The organism is Thermotoga sp. RQ2, assembly GCF_000019625.1.
Taxonomy (GTDB): domain Bacteria; phylum Thermotogota; class Thermotogae; order Thermotogales; family Thermotogaceae; genus Thermotoga; species Thermotoga maritima.
The window spans coordinates 1,047,698-1,066,739 of sequence record NC_010483.1; the positions used below are offsets into that span (position 1 = coordinate 1,047,698).

The 19,042-nt window shown below is 43.2% G+C and carries 16 protein-coding genes and 1 CRISPR repeat array; of the genes, 11 read left to right on the forward strand and 5 right to left on the reverse strand.

Translation table 11 applies throughout. The annotated features are described in order from the left end of the window. The first annotated feature begins 26 nt into the window (after positions 1-26). The gene (locus tag TRQ2_RS05160; protein WP_012310874.1) at positions 27-2,624 is read left to right on the forward strand and encodes a valine--tRNA ligase; all 2,598 of its coding nucleotides are present in this window, start codon (positions 27-29) and stop codon (positions 2,622-2,624) included. Between the two features lie 30 nt (positions 2,625-2,654). Here the strand turns inward: TRQ2_RS05160 and TRQ2_RS05165 are convergent, their stop codons facing one another. Together TRQ2_RS05165 and TRQ2_RS05170 are read right to left on the reverse strand one after the other, a co-directional pair. Next, positions 2,655-3,029: a NifB/NifX family molybdenum-iron cluster-binding protein gene (locus tag TRQ2_RS05165; RefSeq protein ID WP_011943640.1), complete on the reverse strand. Its 375-nt coding sequence runs from the start codon at positions 3,027-3,029 to the stop codon at positions 2,655-2,657. 14 nt (positions 3,030-3,043) lie between these two features. Then, positions 3,044-3,463: a ferredoxin family protein gene (locus TRQ2_RS05170; RefSeq protein ID WP_004082361.1), complete on the reverse strand. Its 420-nt coding sequence runs from the start codon at positions 3,461-3,463 to the stop codon at positions 3,044-3,046. A gap of 281 nt (positions 3,464-3,744) precedes the next feature. Between TRQ2_RS05170 and cas6 the strand changes: the two genes are divergently transcribed. From cas6 to TRQ2_RS05210, 8 genes are read left to right on the forward strand one after another with little or no spacing between them, the layout of a single operon-like run. Then, positions 3,745-4,497, forward strand: a complete 753-nt coding sequence (gene cas6, locus TRQ2_RS05175; protein ID WP_012310875.1) for a CRISPR-associated endoribonuclease Cas6 — start codon at positions 3,745-3,747, stop codon at positions 4,495-4,497. A gap of 4 nt (positions 4,498-4,501) precedes the next feature. Further along, positions 4,502-6,148, forward strand: coding sequence for a TM1812 family CRISPR-associated protein (locus tag TRQ2_RS05180; RefSeq protein WP_012310876.1), 1,647 nt, complete (start codon positions 4,502-4,504; stop codon positions 6,146-6,148). 20 nt (positions 6,149-6,168) lie between these two features. Further along, entirely contained in the window at positions 6,169-8,322 is a 2,154-nt protein-coding gene (gene cas10 / locus TRQ2_RS05185) for a type III-A CRISPR-associated protein Cas10/Csm1 (RefSeq protein WP_012310877.1), read from the forward strand. Between the two features lie 14 nt (positions 8,323-8,336). Further along, entirely contained in the window at positions 8,337-8,759 is a 423-nt protein-coding gene (csm2, locus tag TRQ2_RS05190) for a type III-A CRISPR-associated protein Csm2 (RefSeq protein ID WP_012310878.1), read from the forward strand. 13 nt (positions 8,760-8,772) lie between these two features. Continuing rightward, entirely contained in the window at positions 8,773-9,516 is a 744-nt protein-coding gene (gene csm3, locus TRQ2_RS05195; RefSeq protein WP_012310879.1) for a type III-A CRISPR-associated RAMP protein Csm3, read from the forward strand. A gap of 17 nt (positions 9,517-9,533) precedes the next feature. Then, positions 9,534-10,391, forward strand: a complete 858-nt coding sequence (csm4, locus tag TRQ2_RS05200) for a type III-A CRISPR-associated RAMP protein Csm4 (protein ID WP_011943636.1) — start codon at positions 9,534-9,536, stop codon at positions 10,389-10,391. Next, a complete protein-coding gene (gene csm5, locus TRQ2_RS05205) occupies positions 10,388-11,527 on the forward strand; it encodes a type III-A CRISPR-associated RAMP protein Csm5 (RefSeq protein ID WP_012310880.1) in 1,140 nt (379 codons plus the stop codon). The genes csm4 and csm5 overlap by 4 nt, the downstream gene beginning before the upstream one ends. Then, complete coding sequence (locus TRQ2_RS05210; RefSeq protein WP_011943634.1) at positions 11,500-12,075, forward strand: hypothetical protein; 576 nt, start codon at positions 11,500-11,502, stop codon at positions 12,073-12,075. Before csm5 ends, TRQ2_RS05210 begins: the two co-directional genes overlap by 28 nt. On the opposite strand, the gene TRQ2_RS05215 is transcribed toward TRQ2_RS05210, so the two are convergent. From TRQ2_RS05215 to TRQ2_RS05225, 3 genes are read right to left on the reverse strand one after another with little or no spacing between them, the layout of a single operon-like run. Continuing rightward, positions 12,057-12,872, reverse strand: a complete 816-nt coding sequence (locus tag TRQ2_RS05215; RefSeq protein WP_011943633.1) for a DUF5685 family protein — start codon at positions 12,870-12,872, stop codon at positions 12,057-12,059. The genes TRQ2_RS05210 and TRQ2_RS05215 overlap by 19 nt on opposite strands. Then, positions 12,872-13,336, reverse strand: a complete 465-nt coding sequence (locus TRQ2_RS05220) for a hypothetical protein (protein WP_238374334.1) — start codon at positions 13,334-13,336, stop codon at positions 12,872-12,874. The genes TRQ2_RS05215 and TRQ2_RS05220 overlap by 1 nt, the downstream gene beginning before the upstream one ends. Continuing rightward, the gene (locus TRQ2_RS05225; protein WP_011943631.1) at positions 13,333-13,683 is read right to left on the reverse strand and encodes a J domain-containing protein; all 351 of its coding nucleotides are present in this window, start codon (positions 13,681-13,683) and stop codon (positions 13,333-13,335) included. Before TRQ2_RS05225 ends, TRQ2_RS05220 begins: the two co-directional genes overlap by 4 nt. Positions 13,684-14,317: 634 nt before the next feature. Further along, a CRISPR array of direct repeats spans positions 14,318-16,461; the repeat unit is 30 nt; unit sequence GTTTCAATAGTTCCTTAGAGGTATGGAAAC. Positions 16,462-16,530: 69 nt separating this feature from the next. Between TRQ2_RS05225 and TRQ2_RS05230 the strand changes: the two genes are divergently transcribed. Together TRQ2_RS05230 and cas7b are read left to right on the forward strand one after the other, a co-directional pair. Further along, positions 16,531-18,168: a TIGR02556 family CRISPR-associated protein gene (locus TRQ2_RS05230; protein WP_012310881.1), complete on the forward strand. Its 1,638-nt coding sequence runs from the start codon at positions 16,531-16,533 to the stop codon at positions 18,166-18,168. Further along, on the forward strand, positions 18,143-19,042 hold the full coding sequence (gene cas7b, locus TRQ2_RS05235; RefSeq protein WP_012310882.1) for a type I-B CRISPR-associated protein Cas7/Csh2: 900 nt from the start codon (positions 18,143-18,145) through the stop codon (positions 19,040-19,042). Before TRQ2_RS05230 ends, cas7b begins: the two co-directional genes overlap by 26 nt.

The window sequence follows — 19,042 nt, forward strand, 5'->3', positions numbered from 1 at the left end:
TATCACAGGAAAAGGAGGTGCTGAGAGTGGCAGAACTCTCGACGAGATACAATCCAGCTGAGATAGAGACCAAATGGTACAGATACTGGGAAGAAAAAGGCTACTTCACACCGAAAGGTGTCGGAGAGAAATTCTCCATTGTGATACCGCCTCCAAACATCACCGGAAGGATCCACATGGGGCACGCTCTGAACATAACTCTCCAGGATATCGTGGTCAGATACAAGAGAATGAAAGGGTACGATGTCCTCTGGGTACCCGGAGAAGACCACGCGGGTATCGCCACGCAGAACGCGGTGGAAAAGTTCCTTCTTCAAACACAGGGAAAGACGAGGGAGGAAATCGGAAGAGAAAAGTTCCTTGAGATCACCTGGGAGTGGGCTAACAAATACAGGAGGGAAATAAGAGAACAGATAAAGGCTCTTGGAGCCTCGGTGGACTGGACAAGGGAGAGGTTCACACTGGACGAGGGGCTTAGCAGAGCCGTAAGGAAGGTGTTTGTTGAGCTCTACAGGAAGGGTCTGATATACAGAGGAAAGTACATAGTGAACTGGTGTCCAAGGTGTAAAACGGTGCTCTCGGACGAGGAAGTCGAACACAAGGAACACAAGTCCAAACTCTACTACGTGAAGTATCCCGTCAAAGATTCCGATGAGTACATCGTTGTGGCAACCACAAGACCCGAGACGATGCTCGGTGACACGGCCGTCGCCGTTCACCCGGAGGATGAAAGGTACAAAAACTTCGTCGGTAAGACGCTCATTCTTCCGCTCGTTGGAAGAGAAATACCCGTTGTCGCGGACAAGTACGTTGACCCGAAGTTCGGAACGGGTGCGGTGAAGGTAACCCCTGCGCACGACCCGAACGACTATCTCATAGCTCAAAGACACAACCTTCCAATGATAGAAATCTTCGATGACAACGCGAGGATAAACGAAAACGGTGGAAAATACAAAGGACTGGACAGGTACGAGGCGAGAGAGAAAATAGTGAAGGATCTTGAAGAACAGGGCTTTCTCGTCAAGATAGAGGATTACACTCATTCTGTTGGGCACTGCTACAGATGTGACACGGTGATAGAACCGAAGCTTTCCGACCAGTGGTTCGTTTCCACAAAACCGCTTGCCAAAAGAGCTATTGAGGCCGTAGAAAATGGAGAGATAAGGTTCTTCCCGGAGAGATGGACGAAGGTCTATCTGAACTGGATGTACGAAATCAGGGACTGGTGTATCTCCAGACAGCTCTGGTGGGGCCACAGGATTCCCGTCTGGTACTGTCAGGACTGCGGCCATCTGAACGTCTCCGAAGAAGACGTGGAAAAGTGTGAAAAGTGCGGCTCCACGAATCTGAAACAGGACGAAGACGTGCTCGACACCTGGTTCTCCTCTGCACTCTGGCCGTTTTCGACTCTCGGTTGGCCCGAAGAAACCGAAGACCTAAAGAGGTACTATCCAACAGACCTTCTCGTCACAGGCTTTGACATCATCTTCTTCTGGGTCGCGAGAATGATCATGATGGGATACGAGTTCATGAACGACAAACCTTTCAGCCATGTCTACATTCACCAGCTCGTCAGGGACAAATACGGAAGGAAGATGAGCAAATCTCTCGGAAACGGCATCGATCCCCTCGAGGTGATAGACGAGTACGGTGCCGATCCGATGAGGTTCACCCTCGCAATACTCGCCGCTCAGGGAAGAGACATAAAGCTCGATCCGAGGTACTTCGACGCCTACAAGAAGTTCGCGAACAAGATATGGAACGCCACGAGGTTTGTTTTGATGAACCTTGAAGATTACAAAGAGGTACCTCTCGAAAACCTCAAGACGGTTGACAAATGGATTCTCACGAGACTCAACAAAACGGTGGAAGAAGTCACAAACGCTCTCGAGAACTACGACTTCAACATCGCAGCAAGGACCATTTACAACTTCTTCTGGGATGATTTCTGTGATTGGTACATAGAGGCTTCAAAGCCGAGGTTGAAGACCGAAGAGAGGAACCTTGTTCAGACGGTGCTTGTGAAGGTGCTGGATGCGTCCTTGAGACTCCTTCACCCGTTCATGCCGTTCCTCACAGAAGAGCTCTGGCAGAAACTCCCCGTGGCTGGTGAATCCATAACGATAGCGAAGTGGCCAGAGGTTGAAAGAGAACTCATCGACGAAACCGCAGAGAAGGAATTCACCAGGCTCATGAACATGGTGCGCGGTGTTAGGAACGTGAGGGCCGAGATGAATCTGCCGCAGTCTCAGAAAGTGAAGGTGTACATCAAGGGCTACGAAGTCACGGAAGAAGAAGAGCTCCTTCTCAAGACCCTCGGAAACATAGAAGAAGTCAGTTTCGTGAACGAAAAACCGCCGAAGACTGCAACAGCCTACGTTGAAGAGGAAATAGAGGCCTACGTGGATCTTGGAGGGCTCATAGATTTCGAAAAGGAAAAAGAGAGATTGAAACAGATCATGGAGAAGATCCAGAAAGAAATAGATCGTCTGGAGAAGAAACTCGCAAACAAAGACTTTGTCGAAAAGGCACCTGAGGAAGTGATCGAAGAAACGAAAGAAAAACTCAACACCAACAGGGAACGTCTCGCAAGGCTCGAATCCATCCTCAGAGATCTAGAATGAAAAAGAGGGGCCAAAGCCCCTCTTTGTTTTTCAGTGATGTTCGTGGTGGTGATGATCGTGAACTTCGTAGTCTGAATCTTTCAGTTGTCCTGAGAGATACTGGTTCACCACTTCTTTCACCGTTCCAGATGCACCCCTTATCACTTTTACACCCATGGCTTCGAAGGCAGCGATGGCTCTTCTTCCGATACCTCTCACTATCACCAGCTCCGCTCCTTTTTCTTTCACAAAATTTGGGACAGCACCGTGAACATGATCCTGTGCAAGAGGGTTTTCTTCAACACTGATATCCACTATCGTGTTGTCCTTCACCTTCACGAATGCGAAATACGGTGCCCTACCGAAGTGTTCCGATATGGGAGAATCTTTTCCTCTGTTTTCGGAGACGGGAATGGCTATGATCATTGTCTCACCTCCTCTCAGGGTTCGGGTTTGGTTTCCGTTTCCTTTGGTGACAGATGATCTTCGGCCAGGAGAGGCTTTATTATCTCAAAGGCTTTCTTCACAATTTTGTTCTGCGCAACCAGCTTTTTTATATAGGAAGCATCGGGGAAACTTATCGCTCCTGTTGGACAAAGGTTCATGCACGTCTGACACGCGACCATACAGTTGTAAGGACGCGCCACTATCACTTTTCCCTCTTTTTTGTCGAAGTCGAACACTCGTCTTCCACAGGTTACAAAGCAGATTCCACATGTCACACATTTATCGTAATCGATGGTTGGGTACCACTCTATTTCTTTCCTGTCCACGCCCCACCATGGGACTTTAGAAAGATCACGAACTTCTCGACCAAGGGCATCCTTTCCAATCAACGGAGCGTTCTTTGCCTCTGCCATAGTCTTCCCTCCCCGTTTTGTTCTTCTTCGTGGTAAGGGGAGGGAGTATCAATACCCGCACCACCAGCACTGACAGACCTTTCTCACGACTCTCACCTCAGGAAAATTATATACTTTTTGCATATATTTGGTCAAACAAAAAATTGCAGAGTTTGGGGAATTTTTCTTGACCATTAAATCAGAAAGATCATCGATAATGACTATTCAAAGAAAAAAAGGATAGTATGCAAAGAAAATTTTAATGATAAAATTATCACAAAGACATCCAAGGGGGAAACAGTATGAGATTGAAAGTTTCTTTTCAGGCGATGGAAAGCACTGTTCCGTTGAATTACAACTATTTTCTTTCTTCTTTCATCTACAAGAGATTGGCTTCACAGAATGAAAACTTTGCCAGATTCCTTCACGAGAAGGGTTATGGGAAGAGGTTCAAGTTTTTCACTTTTTCACAACTTTTCTTTGAAAATTCCAGAGTCAGCGGTGAGAGAATCTTCATATTTCCAGGAAAAGGATGGTGGTACATCTCATCCCCAGTAGTTGAATTCGTCAGGTACATGTTTTCTTCTCTCTCCGAAGATCCCGTGATCAGGGTAGGAAAAACAGAGTTCATCGTGAAATCCATTGACATCGAAAATTCTCTTCCTGACCAGTCGGAATACCACTTTATCATGCTGTCACCGCTTGTGGTCAGTGTACCTGAAGAAAACAATGGAAAGCTTTACCACAGGTATCTTCATCCGGAAGAAGAAGAGTTCTACGAAGTTTTCAGAAAAAATCTTATGAAGAAGTACAGAGCTTTTTACGGAAAAGATCCAGAAGGCACTGTTGAAGTCATCCCCGATTGGGATTACATCAAATCACGTCATCGGATAACCAAGAGGATCAAATTGAAAAACGCGTTCGTCAGAGCCGTGGTTTTCCCGTTCAAAATCAGGGGCGAGAAAAAGCTTGTAGAGATCGGCTATGAAGCGGGTTTTGGAGAGAAAAACAGCATGGGATTCGGAATGGTAGCCTTGAAAAAATATGAGAGGTGAAAAGATGGGCGAAGTTGTAAAACTGGTTACATTTCTTGGCCTGGGTAAGTATGAAGAAAGCGAAATTAAAATTAATGGGAATCTTTTAGATGGGTGTGTAAAAAATGATGGCTCCCAGGATATTTTTTGTGTTCGACAATCGATTTTCCCACTAGCATTAATTGAATATCTGAATCATATAGGAAAACAAGTTGAAACAATATTCTTCCTAACAAAAACCGTGAAAGAAAGCAAAACATGGGATGAGTGTAGAAGATTTTTGAGATCAAATATTAAAGATTTTGAAATACCGGAAGGAGAATCTTCAAGTAACTTGATGAATTTCCTTGTAAGAAACCTTGTGGAAAATTTGGAAGAAGGGGACAGAGTTATACTGGATGTTACTCATTCGTTCAGAAGTATTCCATTGATGGCAAGTGTAGTAGCCCTGTACCTTAAAGAGGCCAAAGATGTTAATGTGAGTGTAGTTTACGGCAAGTACAATAAAGAAACAAAAGTAACAGAGTGCGAAGATTTGACCCCACTAACTAAAGCTACATCATGGATATATGCTGTTCGATTGTTCAAAGAGTATGGATATGCGAAAGAACTCGCTGATTTGATAAAAAAGAGAAATGAAGAAATATACAGGAGAAGTCAAAGTTCGAAAAAACCAAAGCTACTTGGTTCTATGTCTCAAAAACTTCAGGATCTTTCGTCTTCTATACGTCTTGGATCCATAGTAGCCATAAGGAAGAATTTAACCAATTTCTTCAATTTTATTGATAGAAATAAAGCAAGAATAAGAGAGGAGACGGAGGTTTTTGTTCCAGAGATTGCGGCTCTCTTAGATGGGATCGAAAAAAGATACAGGGTTATACATGTGAAATCGGAGAATTTTGAACTGAGCGAAAAAGAATTGGAATCTGAAAAAGAGTTACTGGATTTCTATCTTCAAACAGGAGATTTAGGTATGGCTCTTCGTTTGGCAAGAGAATATCTTATAAATGTCTATTTGATGTCTGGAGGGGAGAAGAGTGATTTCTTGGATAGAAATGTTAGAGAGTCTGTGAGCATTTCAACGTTTGGTTATGATACCATCCTTCAGGCAAGAAATCATGTTGCTCATTTCGGATTCAACAAACTCCAGCTTCCCTCCTTGAAAAAGATAGAAGATCACCTGAAAGTGCTTGTTCAAACCCCACCGGAACAACTTCTGGAGTCTGCGAGAAAAACTCAGCGAAACAGAAAAAGAGCTCTTCTCACTCCTCTCGGTACGACAAAAGGTGCTTTATACACCGTTCTGAAAAAAATTTCACCTGATCTACTCCTGGTTATAACTTCAAAACAGGGAAAAGCTATTCTTTCAGAAATTCTGGAGAAAGCTGAATTCAAGGGTGAATTTAGGGTAATCCTTCTCGAAGACCCTTTTATGGGTGTAAGTGAAATAGATCGAGTAGTATCCGAAATCAAAGAACATCTTTCTGACGTGGATGAAGTGATCGTCAATCTCACAGGTGGAACCACTTTTCTTACGTACGTTATCGAGCGTGCCAAAAATCAAATTAGATACGGAAGAAAAGTAAAAACTATCCTGGCTGTGGACAAGAGAACTTACGAAGAACAAAAGCAGAATCCTTTTGTGGTGGGTGAAATTCTGGAGCTTGATTGAGAAAAGGAGGTGAATCTTCCTTGAAAGACAGAGAAGAGCTTGTTGTTGGGGCTCTCCTGCACGACATAGGAAAGGTCGTAAGAAGGGCGGGGGATGACAGAAGGCATCAGATTGCCGGATACGATTTTACAAACAAAGTGAAGAAATTCGCTGTAATTCAGGACTACATTCACTACCATCATGAAAAGGATCTTCTGAAAAAAAGTTTGGAAAACGAAAAGGTTTGGTACGTGTGCTTCGCAGACAACCTCTCGAGCAAAGAAAGAATGACTGAAGGTCAGAAGTTTGAAGAACTTCGAAGAATGGACAACCTCCTCTCAAAGATCCCGGAGGGGGAATCTTCCAGAAACGTCACTTACTTTCCTGCGAAACCAGCCAACGAAGTGGTGGAAGCGGTAAAGGACATGAAAGAAGATCAGAAAACCTACGAGGATCTCTACAGGAGATTTGTCGAAGACGCTCAGAAGATTTCTCCCACACCAGATGATGTGAATTTTCTCACTTACAAGTACTTCTCGTTCATTCCTCAGGAAACAAGAGTGGAAGGAGACATGGATATATCGCTCTACGACCATCTGAAGGTCACGGCTATGCTTGCTCTCTCGCTCTATGACTACGCAAAGGAAAACGACCTCAAATTTGAATCCTACCAGGAGATGAAATCACACTTTGAGAATTCCAACGTGAAACCCTTCCTACTTGTTGGGGGAGATGTCTCCGGGATACAGAATTTTATTGCCAACGTCTCTTCAAAAGGAGCTCTCAGATCCTACAGAGGAAGGAGTTTCTTCATAGAAATTCTCCAGGAAGTCGTTGTGGATGAGATTCTTGATAAAACAGGCTTTTACAGGACAAACGTTCACTTCATAGGAGGAGGACATTTCTACCTTGTCCTTTCCAACACAGAGAAGGTGAAGAAAGCCCTCGAAGAGATCAGAAACGAGCTGAACGAATGGTTCAGAAATAGGGGTCTTTCACTCCACCTTGTGATCGAATCTGTTGAATTTTCGGTGAAAGACGTGGAAGACATGTCCAAGGTTTTCAAGAAGATCGGTGAAAAGTTGAACGAAAGAAAATACAGAATGTACACAGAAAAAGACCTCGAAGCGATCTTTCCCGATGATTTGAATCTGATCCAGGAGAAGGGAAACCACACCTGCAAAATCTGTGGAAACAGAGTAGACAGGCTCTTTTCCATTCGAGAAGGAGAAGAAGAAATCGCCTGTGACTTCTGCAAGGAAATGTACGAGCTTGGAAGAGAACTTCTTGAAGAGTCTCACGTGTATCTTGCTGAAAGGAAGAATGGAAAGTTCGAGATTTTTAAGAGAAAATTCGATTTCTCGAGAGAACCGGGAGAGGGTTTCAGCTACAAGTTGAGAAGGATATACGAATTCTCGGAAAAAGAAAAGAACGTCAGAAGAATACAGGTGGTGACGTATTTCAAAGAACAGGAGTTCGAGAAAATCGCAGAAAAAGCACCTGGCAAAAAAATAGCGAGCCTCCTTGTTGACGTTGACAACCTTGGAAAGATCTTTCTCAAAGGTTTAAAGAAAAAGACTCTTTCCAGATACAGCACCCTCTCAAGGCTCATGAGCTTTTTCTTCAAAGAAAGAGTAGAGAGTATTGTTGAAGGAAAGAACGTTATGGTGATTTATTCCGGCGGAGACGATCTCTATCTGGTTGGCGGATGGAACGATGTTCTGGATGTGGCAAAAGAGTTGAGAGAGGCGTTTGGAAGATTCACAACGAACGACTTCATGACGTTCTCCGCGGGATACGTGATCACCGATGAAAAGACAAGCATGAGCCTAATAAGAGAAATGTCTGAAAGAGCCGAAAGCGCTGCCAAGAAATCCGGGAAGAACAGCATAGCATTTTCGAACAGAAACTACTATGCGGTAAAGTGGAACACCTTCTTCGAAATGTACAACTTTTATCAAGAGTTGAAGGAAATAGCAGACAAAGTGGACAGAAGTGTCATTAGAAAGGCTTTGAATCTCACAAGGGAAGAGTCTCCTCTGAACAAAGCCTTCCTCGCCTACATAGAAGCAAGGGAGAACAAAGACGAAGACAAAAGAGTGGCAAATCTCATGAGAGAGAACATAGATCACCTCGGTGAAAACGCCTTGAATGTAATCCTCCAGTTTGTGGATCTTCTCTCAAGAAAAAGCTGAAGGAGGGATGAGCGGTGGCAGTTTCTCAGGGTGTTTCTCTCAAAGAAGATTTGAAGGACCTTGTGAGAAAGGCAGAGAAAATCGGAAGGGAACTTTCTGGAAAGCTGAAGACAAACCAGCTCAGAAAGTTTCATGGTCACTTAACCAAAATCTGGAGCAACTACATCTACAAAAAGAAGGACTACAGGGATAACCCGGAGAAGTTCAACGAAGAGATCCTTAACGAGCTTCACTTCATGAAGATATTTCTCGCATATCAGGTTGGAAGGGATATCGAAGGTATCAGTGAATTGAAGGAGATACTTGAACCTCTCATAGACGAGATAAAGACTCCTGACGAGTTTGAGAAATTCAAAAAGTTCTACGATGCAATCCTTGCGTATCACAAATTCCATTCTGAATCCGAAAAAAGCAACAGAAGGACAGCCAGAAGATAAGGAGGGATGAGCGGTGGAAAGGCCGATACTCGGAAAGTACATCATAAAGGGAAAGATCATTCTGGAAACAGGTCTTAAGATCGGAGGTCAGGAGCTCGGTGTGAACATCGGTGGTATAGACAATCCCGTTATCAGAAATCCTCTCACGGGAGAACCCTACATCCCCGGAAGCTCTGTGAAAGGAAAGATGAGAAGCCTGATGGAAAGGTTGTTGAATCTGGATATATCTGGGAACAAGGTAAGAAGACACGAATGCGAAGAAAGGGAATGCAAAGTCTGCAGGGTGTTTGGTTCGACCTCGAAAGAAGGAAATAACATCCCTTCACGCCTTCTTGTCAGAGATGCGTTCCTCACGGAAGATTCGAAAACGAAACTCCTCAGCATGGAAACCGACCTTCCATACACGGAATGGAAAACAGAGAACGCACTGGACAGAGTCACCTGTAAAGCCGATCCGAGAAGCTTTGAAAGAATTCCCGCAGGTGCGGAATTTGAATTCGAGATCATCTACACAGCAGAGAACGAAAAGCACATAAAGGAAGACCTCGAAAATATAGCCACAGCTCTGGAGCTTCTCGAAGACGACTATCTCGGTGGAAACGGAAGCAGAGGATACGGAAAAGTGAAGTTCAGTATAGAAAAAGTGATCTTCAAGAGCGCCGATTACTACAAAGGAGAGGGAACACCCGTAGAAAAAGAGGTCAAAGGTGGTGTTGAGGGCTTTAAGAAAGCCATCCCCGAAATCGTGAAAGGGTGATAGGAGTGCGCCTTCTGGTGAAGATGAGTTTCAGAAGTGGTTTCAGGGTGGGTAGGGGGAACGAGACCGATTCCACCCTCCCCACCATCCATTCCGATACCATCTACGGTGCTGTTGTGTACCACGCTTTCAAGTGGTCTGAGAAAGCCGAGGACTTTGCGAGAAAGTTGAAGGTCTCTTCTCTTCTGTTCGTTCGCGGTGATCGCCTTCTTGTTCCAAAACCTTTTCTTTACAACACCTATTCGTTGGAAGAAGATGATGAGGAAAGTCCAAAGGAGCTGAAGAAAGCAAGTTACGTTTTCCTGGACAAGCTTGCTAATTATCAGTCGATAAAGAAAGCAAGCGGTGCTGTCTGCAAGGAAAATCCGGTGGAGATAGTGAGGATTCCAAGAAATTCCCTCGACAGGATAACGAGTTCCTCCAATCTCTACTTTGTGGAAGTTGCATTTGTAAAGGAAGGCTTCACTCCCGCGTTTTTGGCAGAATTTCCCGATGAATACGAGGATCTTTTCAAAACAGCTGTCAAGTCTCTTGGAGATAGTGGAATAGGCGCTGATTCAACGTACGGATACGGACTTTTCAATGCTGAGTTCGAAAATGCTCCAGATTTCCCGGAAGAGGGTGAGTACTATCTCACCCTGTCGCTGTTTGTGCCTTCCACAGAAGAGAGAGCAAAGATAAACGAAGGATACTACAGGATAATAAAAAGACGTGGCGTGAAACACGACGAAATGAAAGTGAAGAAAGAGCTTTTCTATGTTCAGGAAGGTTCTGTGTTTCCTTTCAAGCCAGAGGGCCGTGGGGTGTTGAAGATAGAGGACTATTTTGTTCAGACGTCTCCACTCTGCGTGGCTTTCGGTGGTGATAGGAAATGAAGGTGACTCTCAAAACACTGACCCCCCTTCACATAGGAAGCGGTGAAAAATATCCTCCATGCAACCTTGTTGTTCTAAAAGAAGAAGACAACAAAAAAACAGCTGTGAGGCTTAATACAAGAAAATTTCTTGAAGTTTTGAGGAAACGTCCTCAAATCACAAAGGAGCTTTCTAAAACTCTCACTTTGAAGGAAGTAGAAAACGTGGAAGATGGTGTTTTCTATGAAGTAAGCCTCTACTCAGATTTCTCAAGTGGAAAAAGAAATCCGGAGATTCCTGAAGTTGTTCACCATCCCGACGGAAGCGTTTATATCCCAGGAAGTTCGTTGAAGGGCGCTGTAAAACTTGCACTCACCTGGCACGTTTTGAGGAACAACAGGAATCTTCTTGAAGAATTCCGCAAGAGGGTACAGGAAGATATTAAAAATCATAAAAAAAATCATAAAAGAACATTCTACGGGACCAATGAATTTCTGAATGGATTGTTCAGATTCGATCCAAGAGGGATCAACACCGACTACTTCCGCTTTCTCAGAATTTCTGATTCTCAAACACTGAAAACCCAGGTGGTTGTGCACGATGTCGGGATCTTCTACGTAGCTCGTCCCAACACTCACCCCAGAACTTTCTCTCTGGAGTTTGTTCCTATCAACAGAGATTTCGTCTTTGATGTGAGGTTTGTGAAAGAAGAATACGATTACTTTCTCACACACGTGAGAAAACACTACAGAGTAGAACTTCCCAAAAGTATTGAAGAGATCTTTTCGATCGTGAACGAGTTCTACTCCGAAGTTTTCAAGTTCGAGAAAGAACGCTTTGAAAAGGCAAAGGAGAATTTTAAAGGATTTGACACCAGCAAGATCGAAGAGAGATTCCAAAAGATAGAGAAAGTGCTTCAAAGCAAGAAGTACGTACTCATACACGTAGGATACGGAGGAGGACTCATGGCAAATTCGCTCTTCATTCTCCTTGACGAGGAAACAAGAAAGCAGGTGAGAAACATCATAAAGAACCATGGAAAAGACGAAGCTCCTCTCACGAGGAGATACCTCGTTCAGAGTGAAAACAACAGTTACAGAGTGATATCTCCGATAGGATGGTGCGCACTGTGGTTGGAAGATTCCCAATCTACGTAGAAGAAGAGTTCATATCGGATGAAAAGAAGTGGGAGTTTGTCCTCTCAAAAATCGAGTCCATCGATCCAGCGGTGGCTTCCTTCGTGGAAGAAGCACCGGATGGAACAATGAGGGTGATCGGTCCGTTTCGGGCGAGGAGTGGTTACGCTCTTGTTATCTCCTCGCCCCTTTCTTCGCTCTTTCACTTCTTGGTTCTCAACGTTCCCCGTGTTTTGAACGCAGTCGTGAAACCCGGAAGAGCCTACGTCGAAATATACGAAAAGAGAGATCTTTTCGACTCACCCGGGGTGTTCACTTTGAAGGTGAAAGGAGCAAAGGGTTTCTCACTGAAGCAGACGAAAGAAGACATGAAACTCTTCCTCGGTGTCGAGGTTGAACCTGCCTTCCAGCCGGTTTCTCTGAGAAGCACAAAAAACGGTGTTATCATGACCTTGAAAACCCTCACCCCTGAAACAACCGCTCTGGTGAAACTCTCGAGGCTTTGCGGTACCGGTGAGAACAGAAGGTACGGACATGGAGATGTGGAGATCTACAGGATCGTTGAGTGATTTAAGTTACAGGTTTTGCCTATCAAAACGTTTTCTGTGATGAATGGTATCCCAAGGTATACGATGTTATCAAGTATAGTCTTGTTCCTCTTTATATCGAGAAGGTCGTAAGCCTTCCACATTTCATCAATACATTTCTTCAGTTGGGGTCTCAGTTCGGATCGCGCCTTTTCAAGGTCACCGTTGTATTTCTTGACGAGCGGGTTGAACACGTTTTTTCTCTTATCCTTTTCAAAGTCATCCAGTGCGTCTATGATGTAGAGCCATTTTCCAAGGGACAGACCAAGGTAGTAAAGAATTTTTCTCTGGGTTTCTTCCTTAACCATTTTGCTGAGGATTGTTCCAACTATTTTGCCCTGTTTTTCTGCGAGGATTTCGAAATCTTGTTCCTTTCTTTCCATTTCGTAGAAGTTCTCAAAAAGTCTGGATATTTCGGGATCTTTCTTCAAAAAAGCGCTCGCAAATAGATAAACAGGATTTTTTCTGTCTATGTAGTTGTCTTTCAACTTTTCACGGAGGAGAGCAACGAAGATACGAGCCACTTCGTCTATTTCACTCGAGGAGTAAAAATCCACCTTTTTGAGGGTGAAGATGCAGAGTTCTCTTTTTCTTTTCAAATCGCTGTTGTTCAGACTTGAAAGAAGAAGTCCAAGTGATGCGGCTTCGTAGGTGAGGAGGAAACGCGGAATGATTGAATACTTTTTCAAAGCTTTGCAGACACCGCAGTAGTACCTTCTAAATTCTTCGTACTCCTTCACTTTCAGTTCGCACTTCAAGGGTTTGATATATCCAAACATCAATTTTTCCCCCTGATGATTCTGAGAAGTTCTTGAAGGATCCGGTTGTACAGATAGTCATAGACGAAGAACGCAACCTGAACTCCAAGAAAGCCGAGTGCGTAGAGAAAAAAGGAAACATCAGGTAGTTCAGCATTGAAGAATTTTGAGGCAAAAAGCACCAAAAGCAGTGTAGAAGCGTTCAAGTAGAGAAACCTGATGAGAATCGGTTTCTTTCTGAGAAAACCGTAAAAAGAAAGCACGAAAAAGAGCGAAGCATAGCCTGGATTAGGAACAAGAAGAAACACAAGAACATTCGTAGCGATTATGATTGGAACAGATCCGACCCCGAAAAGTTCCACAAGAACCCCTGTGAAAACACTGCTCAAAGCGGCAAAGAATATCTTGCTCTTCGTGAAGTTTCCAATGTAGAGTAGAAGAACAACGAGAGCGGAAATGAGCCCCCCATAAGCGACTTTCTTCACATGCAAGGGATGCAGTCCCCCCCGCACGCTTCACAGCAGGTATCTGTACACCACGCACACCCAAGACATGCAAGTATGTCACGGCAGTCGTCGTTCCCTCTGTATCTGTATCCCATGGAATAGAACGTGTTAAACACATTTTCCTGCCTGGGCGTTTCTGAAAACTCACCACTCATCAATACAGCGTACGCTTCGTTGATCTGCTTCATTTTTTCTTCCGCAAGATCCCTGAGAGGATGATCCTTGTATCGGTCTGGATGGTACTTTTTCACCAGCTCTCTGTAAGCTTTCTCTATCTCTTCTTTTGAAGCACCGGGTGGAACACCAAGAACTTCGTAGGGATTCACAAAGATCACCTCCACGGCGAAAGCTTCTCTGATATTTTAACATCTGGAAGTATTTCAGAAGGTGATGTTAGAAAAATCTTTATTAGTCTAATCTTAATGTATTTTATGCATACAAACCAGGTTAGTTCCAATCATTCACAAAGTAGGTGATGTGTGTACTTGGCATTGGAAGATCGATACAGAGTATGCAATTACCGGTAACGAAAAATTTCATGCGCCTTTCTGGTACCGGAAGCTATGCGTTAAAAAGGGAATAATGGATGATATGAAGAGACAATATGAAGAGAATTTGTGGTAATCGATGACGTGTAAGTGCTTTGAATTCGAGAAATTAGTAGTTAACTTCTAACACACTGAGGAATACCTTCTTTCATCTATTTGTGAAACATGGAACTAATCGATTTTCACCAAAAACACCTCAAAATGCCCCGACGTAGGTTGATATAATTTATCTTCTGTTTTTTGCTTGTGTTCTTTTCTTGTTTGACTATGCAATTATTCCATTTTTCCAAACAGTACTTGAAGGTGCTCTCTTGTGTGTTAGAATGGTTTATGGAAAGGGAGGATATGGAAGGTCAAAAAACATCTTGCTTTCAGATTGTGTTTGTGGTATAATTTCTCTTGAACTCAACGGGTTTCAATAATTCCTTAGAGGTATGGAAACTGGCTTACTATAGGCATACTATAGACGGCTTAGGTTGTTTCAATAATTCCTTAGAGGTATGGAAACATTTCGTAGCAGTCTGCGAGCACGTCGTTCCAATAGAGTTTCAATAATTCCTTAGAGGTATGGAAACCCGCGCCCTGTTGTCTAAATATGTTGTCGACTACAGGTTTCAATAATTCCTTAGAGGTATGGAAACAGGATAGCACCTTGACCGCTTTCTTGCCGTCGAAACTTGCGTTTCAATAATTCCTTAGAGGTATGGAAACCCGTTTGATGTACAAACTTTTCCTCAACTCTTTGTGTTTCAATAATTCCTTAGAGGTATGGAAACTGCCGGTAAGAGTCCCATCCTACATCATGCAACCTGTTTCAATAATTCCTTAGAGGTATGGAAACAAGCCGTATGCGTAGGAGAGGGCGAATATTTCCTTGGTTTCAATAATTCCTTAGAGGTATGGAAACTCGTACGTGTTGCATACACTGTTCTATGTACTTTCAAGTTTCAATAATTCCTTAGAGGTATGGAAACCATGTGATGCGATCGCAGTAAACGAATGAAACGAATGTTTCAATAATTCCTTAGAGGTATGGAAACTAGATTTCACAGTCACAGCATCAAATAATGTAGCAAGTTTCAATAATTCCTTAGAGGTATGGAAACAATTGAACCTTGTTGCAACATCGTTTTCTGCGTTCAGTTTCAATAATTCCTTAGAGGTATGGAAACATTTCGAGGATAATCCTGAAGAATTCAAAGAAGAATGTTTCAATAATTCCTTAGAGGTATGGAAACTAGGCTTTCTTGAGATACCATGCACCCATGAAGACAGTTTCAATAATTCCTTAGAGGTATGGAAACCTTCAATCGTACCATTTTGCCCAGCCCATGTCAAGTGTTTCAATAGTTCCTTAGAGGTATGGAAACCGCTTGAGTTCGGCGGCAAACCCTATAGGCATTCAGTGTTTCAATAGTTCCTTAGAGGTATGGAAACTCAGGGCTGGCAGTCGTTCCCAGTGTCGTCGCATATCGTTTCAATAGTTCCTTAGAGGTATGGAAACTCCGCTAATTGACTGCCCCACCACCCCATTTGAATACCGTTTCAATAGTTCCTTAGAGGTATGGAAACTGAAACCAAAAAACCATTTTATGTGTGAAGAAGAACAGTTTCAATAGTTCCTTAGAGGTATGGAAACTGAAACCAAAAAACCATTTTATGTGTGAAGAAGAACAGTTTCAATAGTTCCTTAGAGGTATGGAAACTGAAACCAAAAAACCATTTTATGTGTGAAGAAGAACAGTTTCAATAGTTCCTTAGAGGTATGGAAACTGAAACCAAAAAACCATTTTATGTGTGAAGAAGAACAGTTTCAATAGTTCCTTAGAGGTATGGAAACTTATTGATGAGAAAAGCTTCACACCGGTGGCAAATAGTTTCAATAGTTCCTTAGAGGTATGGAAACCGTAGTTGCCTTTTTCAGTTGTGATTATCTTCCCGCGTTTCAATAGTTCCTTAGAGGTATGGAAACTCCGCTAAACTCCTGAAATACTCGTCAGCGATATCGGTTTCAATAGTTCCTTAGAGGTATGGAAACCATCAGACTTGCCGGCTACATTGCAGGCTACAACTAGTTTCAATAGTTCCTTAGAGGTATGGAAACCAGGAATGCCCTTGAATAAGCCAAAAGCGGGCGAGGCACGTGTTTCAATAGTTCCTTAGAGGTATGGAAACCGGTCTGACTCAAAGGTAACAACTATTTTCCCATCGTTTCAATAGTTCCTTAGAGGTATGGAAACCTACACTCGGCTGATGTGTGTGCGCGGTGAGGTAGATAGTTTCAATAGTTCCTTAGAGGTATGGAAACCTACAAAGCTTGTTGCGAAGGGTTTTTCTTCAATTGTTTCAATAGTTCCTTAGAGGTATGGAAACATCCAAACCGGATACTTCCAGAGATCTTTCACAGCGTTTCAATAATTCCTTAGAGGTATGGAAACAAATAATCGTGCTGATAATCCGTCGGTACGAAATCGTTTCAATAGTTCCTTAGAGGTATGGAAGCTCCGGTTTCAATAATTCCTTACTGTTTCAATTTTTCCTTTCAGGTGCAATGTCTATAGGTTTAAATTGGTGTCAGAAAGTGTACGTTAAAATGTAGATGATGACACAGCAGGGGGGATAGGGGTGCTGGAGAAGATATACAATCTTGGGAAAATCGGAATCGAATCTCTCTCAGATTTCGCCGAAGAACTTCCTCTTGAAGACGGACTGGCTATTTTTCTCGAAAGTGGTCCAAATGGTTTGATTTTCAAAGATATTGGTCCCGTTAAGAAAAGCCCTGGTGGAAAGAGTTCGAAGGTTTTCCTCTACAGAAAACAGCGCGGGAATTTCTCTTCTTCTGTTTCCCCCACCATGAAATTCCTCGACGAATCTAGTGTTTCGAGAGACCCTCTGGAAAGGACCTTTGATGTCTTCTTAGGCTTTTTCGACCATCCGAAGATATCTCACATCAAAGATGTCCTTGAGAGAAATAAAGAAAAGATTATTGAAAAGCTAAGAAATTACGATTTAAAAAACAGATTTCTCACGATATCCATCGATGGAAAATTTCCCGCAGAAGTTCCAGAAATTCTCCGGGCGTTTGAAGATAAAGTCACACAGAAGAAAACTAAGGGAGAGGCGAAATGTTTCCTGTGTGGAAAAGAAGCAAATTCCAGACTGAGTGATGTGTTCAAATTTGCCACCTTTGACAAGCCTGGCTTCACACCTTTTCTCTCCAGGAAACACCCGATCCAGATTTGTGGTGAGTGCAGGAGTGTTTTGGAAAAAGCCAGAAGAGTAATTGATGAAAAGCTTTCTTTCTCCTTCTTCAACAACAGAATTCTCTGGATAATTCCCTCCGTGCCCAATCAGGATATTCTGGAATCAGTGATTGAAAAAATATCTGAAATAAAAGACACCGACAAAAAATCAAAGCTTCGCAGTTTTGCTAGACTCGAAAGAAAAATAGAAGATGTTCTCTCCGAAAATGAGAAAGCTGTCTACGATTTCATACTGATAGAAAAGGAACAGCAGGCGGAAAGAATAGTTCTGCACATAGAGGAGGTTTCACCTACAAGAGTGAGACAAATCCTCGATGAGTCAGATAAAACAGAATCTCAACTCAAGGAAGATGGCTTCGAAATTTCTGTGAACTTCTCGGTGATACACAAATTCTTCGAGGATCTGGACAGATACTTCAACTCCCTGTTCAGTGCTGTGTTCTCTGAGGGGACGTTTGATAAAAAACTGCTGCTGACTCTCTTTCTTTCGAAAATAAGAAGCGATTTCTTTGGAAATGATACTTTACTTTCTGCACGTGAGGCTTTCGCCACGTACGTTTATCTGAGACGTTTGAACGTCTTAAAGGGGGGTGCTTCCGTTTTGAAGGGTGAAGATTTCTTCTCAAGGTATCCGGAGTTTTTCGATGAACCATGGAAGAAGGCAGTCTTCTTAGAAGGAGTTCTGGCAAATTACCTTCTTTACCTGCAGTACGTTAAAAGAAACTCGAAGGCTTTCACGAAGAAACTGAAAGGACTCAGACTGACAAAGAGAGATGTGGAGGGGCTTCTCCCAGAAATCAGAGCCAAGATCGAAGCCTACGGTGGAATGAGTGAAAGTGTGGCAGAGCTTTTCAGGGAGGCTACTGAAGCCTTTCTCGAAGCTGGAAACTGGTCAGCATCGCCCGATGAGATCAGTTTTGTCTTTGTTTCGGGACTTTCCCTCGGGAAAACTTTCTTCAAGGAGGTAGAGGTTGATGAATCCGGTGAAAAACAGGAGTGAGGTGCTTTTCATCTACGATGTGAAATGGGCAAATCCAAACGGTGATCCTCTCGATGAAAACAGACCTCGCTTTGACGAAGAAACTTCCAGGCTCTTTGTCACAGATGTGAGGCTCAAAAGAACTGTGAGGGATTATCTTGCAGAGTATTACAACGAAACGCTCTGGGTAACCGGTGAAGCGGTGGTACCGGAAGAAAGAGTCAAAGAGCTTGAAATCCAGGACGTAAGCGACGCATGCAAGAAGTGCATCGATATCAGGCTCTTCGGTGCCGTTATTCCTCAGTCGAAAAAAGGAGCTATGGAATCTTCCATAACTGGTCCTGTTCAGTTCAGATACGGCACAAGCCTTCACAGAGTCAAACTCATGACTATCCAGGGAACCGCTGCGTTTGCAACCAAAGATTCAAAACAGAGGAGTTTCCGCGAAGATCAGCTCGTGCCATACGCCCTCATAGCATTCTACGGTGTTATAAATCAGAATTCTGCAAAGTTTACAGGACTCACCGAAGAAGATGTTTCCAAGCTTCTTGAAGGAATCTGGATGGGTACGAAGAACCTCATCACAAGATCGAAGATGGAGCACAATCCAAGACTCCTGATGAGGGTTGTTTACAAGGAAGGAGTAAATTACCACTCCGGAGAACTCGATTACCTTGTGAAGGTCGTGTCCGAGAAAGAAGATGAAGAAATAAGAGACGTCTCCGAGTTGAAACTTGACGTTACCGAACTCAAGCAGGTTTTGGAATCTCTTAAAGACAAGATCGAAAGAATAGAATACTCGGTTGACAACCGTTTCAAGCTCGCAGAGAACAAAGAAGAGAAGTCTTTCGAGGAGATATTCGGAGGTTTCCAGCTTGTGAAACTGGAGTGGTGA

Bases quoted from the DNA above. Each gene is read 5' to 3' on its own strand.
- TRQ2_RS05165 (WP_011943640.1), bottom strand. From the start codon at position 3,029: ATGATCATAGCCATTCCCGTCTCCGAAAACAGAGGAAAAGATTCTCCC.
- TRQ2_RS05170 (WP_004082361.1), bottom strand. From the start codon at position 3,463: ATGGCAGAGGCAAAGAACGCTCCGTTGATTGGAAAGGATGCCCTTGGT.
- cas6 (WP_012310875.1), top strand. From the start codon at position 3,745: ATGAGATTGAAAGTTTCTTTTCAGGCGATGGAAAGCACTGTTCCGTTG.
- TRQ2_RS05180 (WP_012310876.1), top strand. From the start codon at position 4,502: ATGGGCGAAGTTGTAAAACTGGTTACATTTCTTGGCCTGGGTAAGTAT.
- csm5 (WP_012310880.1), top strand. From the start codon at position 10,388: ATGAAGGTGACTCTCAAAACACTGACCCCCCTTCACATAGGAAGCGGT.
- TRQ2_RS05215 (WP_011943633.1), bottom strand. From the start codon at position 12,872: ATGTTTGGATATATCAAACCCTTGAAGTGCGAACTGAAAGTGAAGGAG.
- cas7b (WP_012310882.1), top strand. From the start codon at position 18,143: ATGAATCCGGTGAAAAACAGGAGTGAGGTGCTTTTCATCTACGATGTG.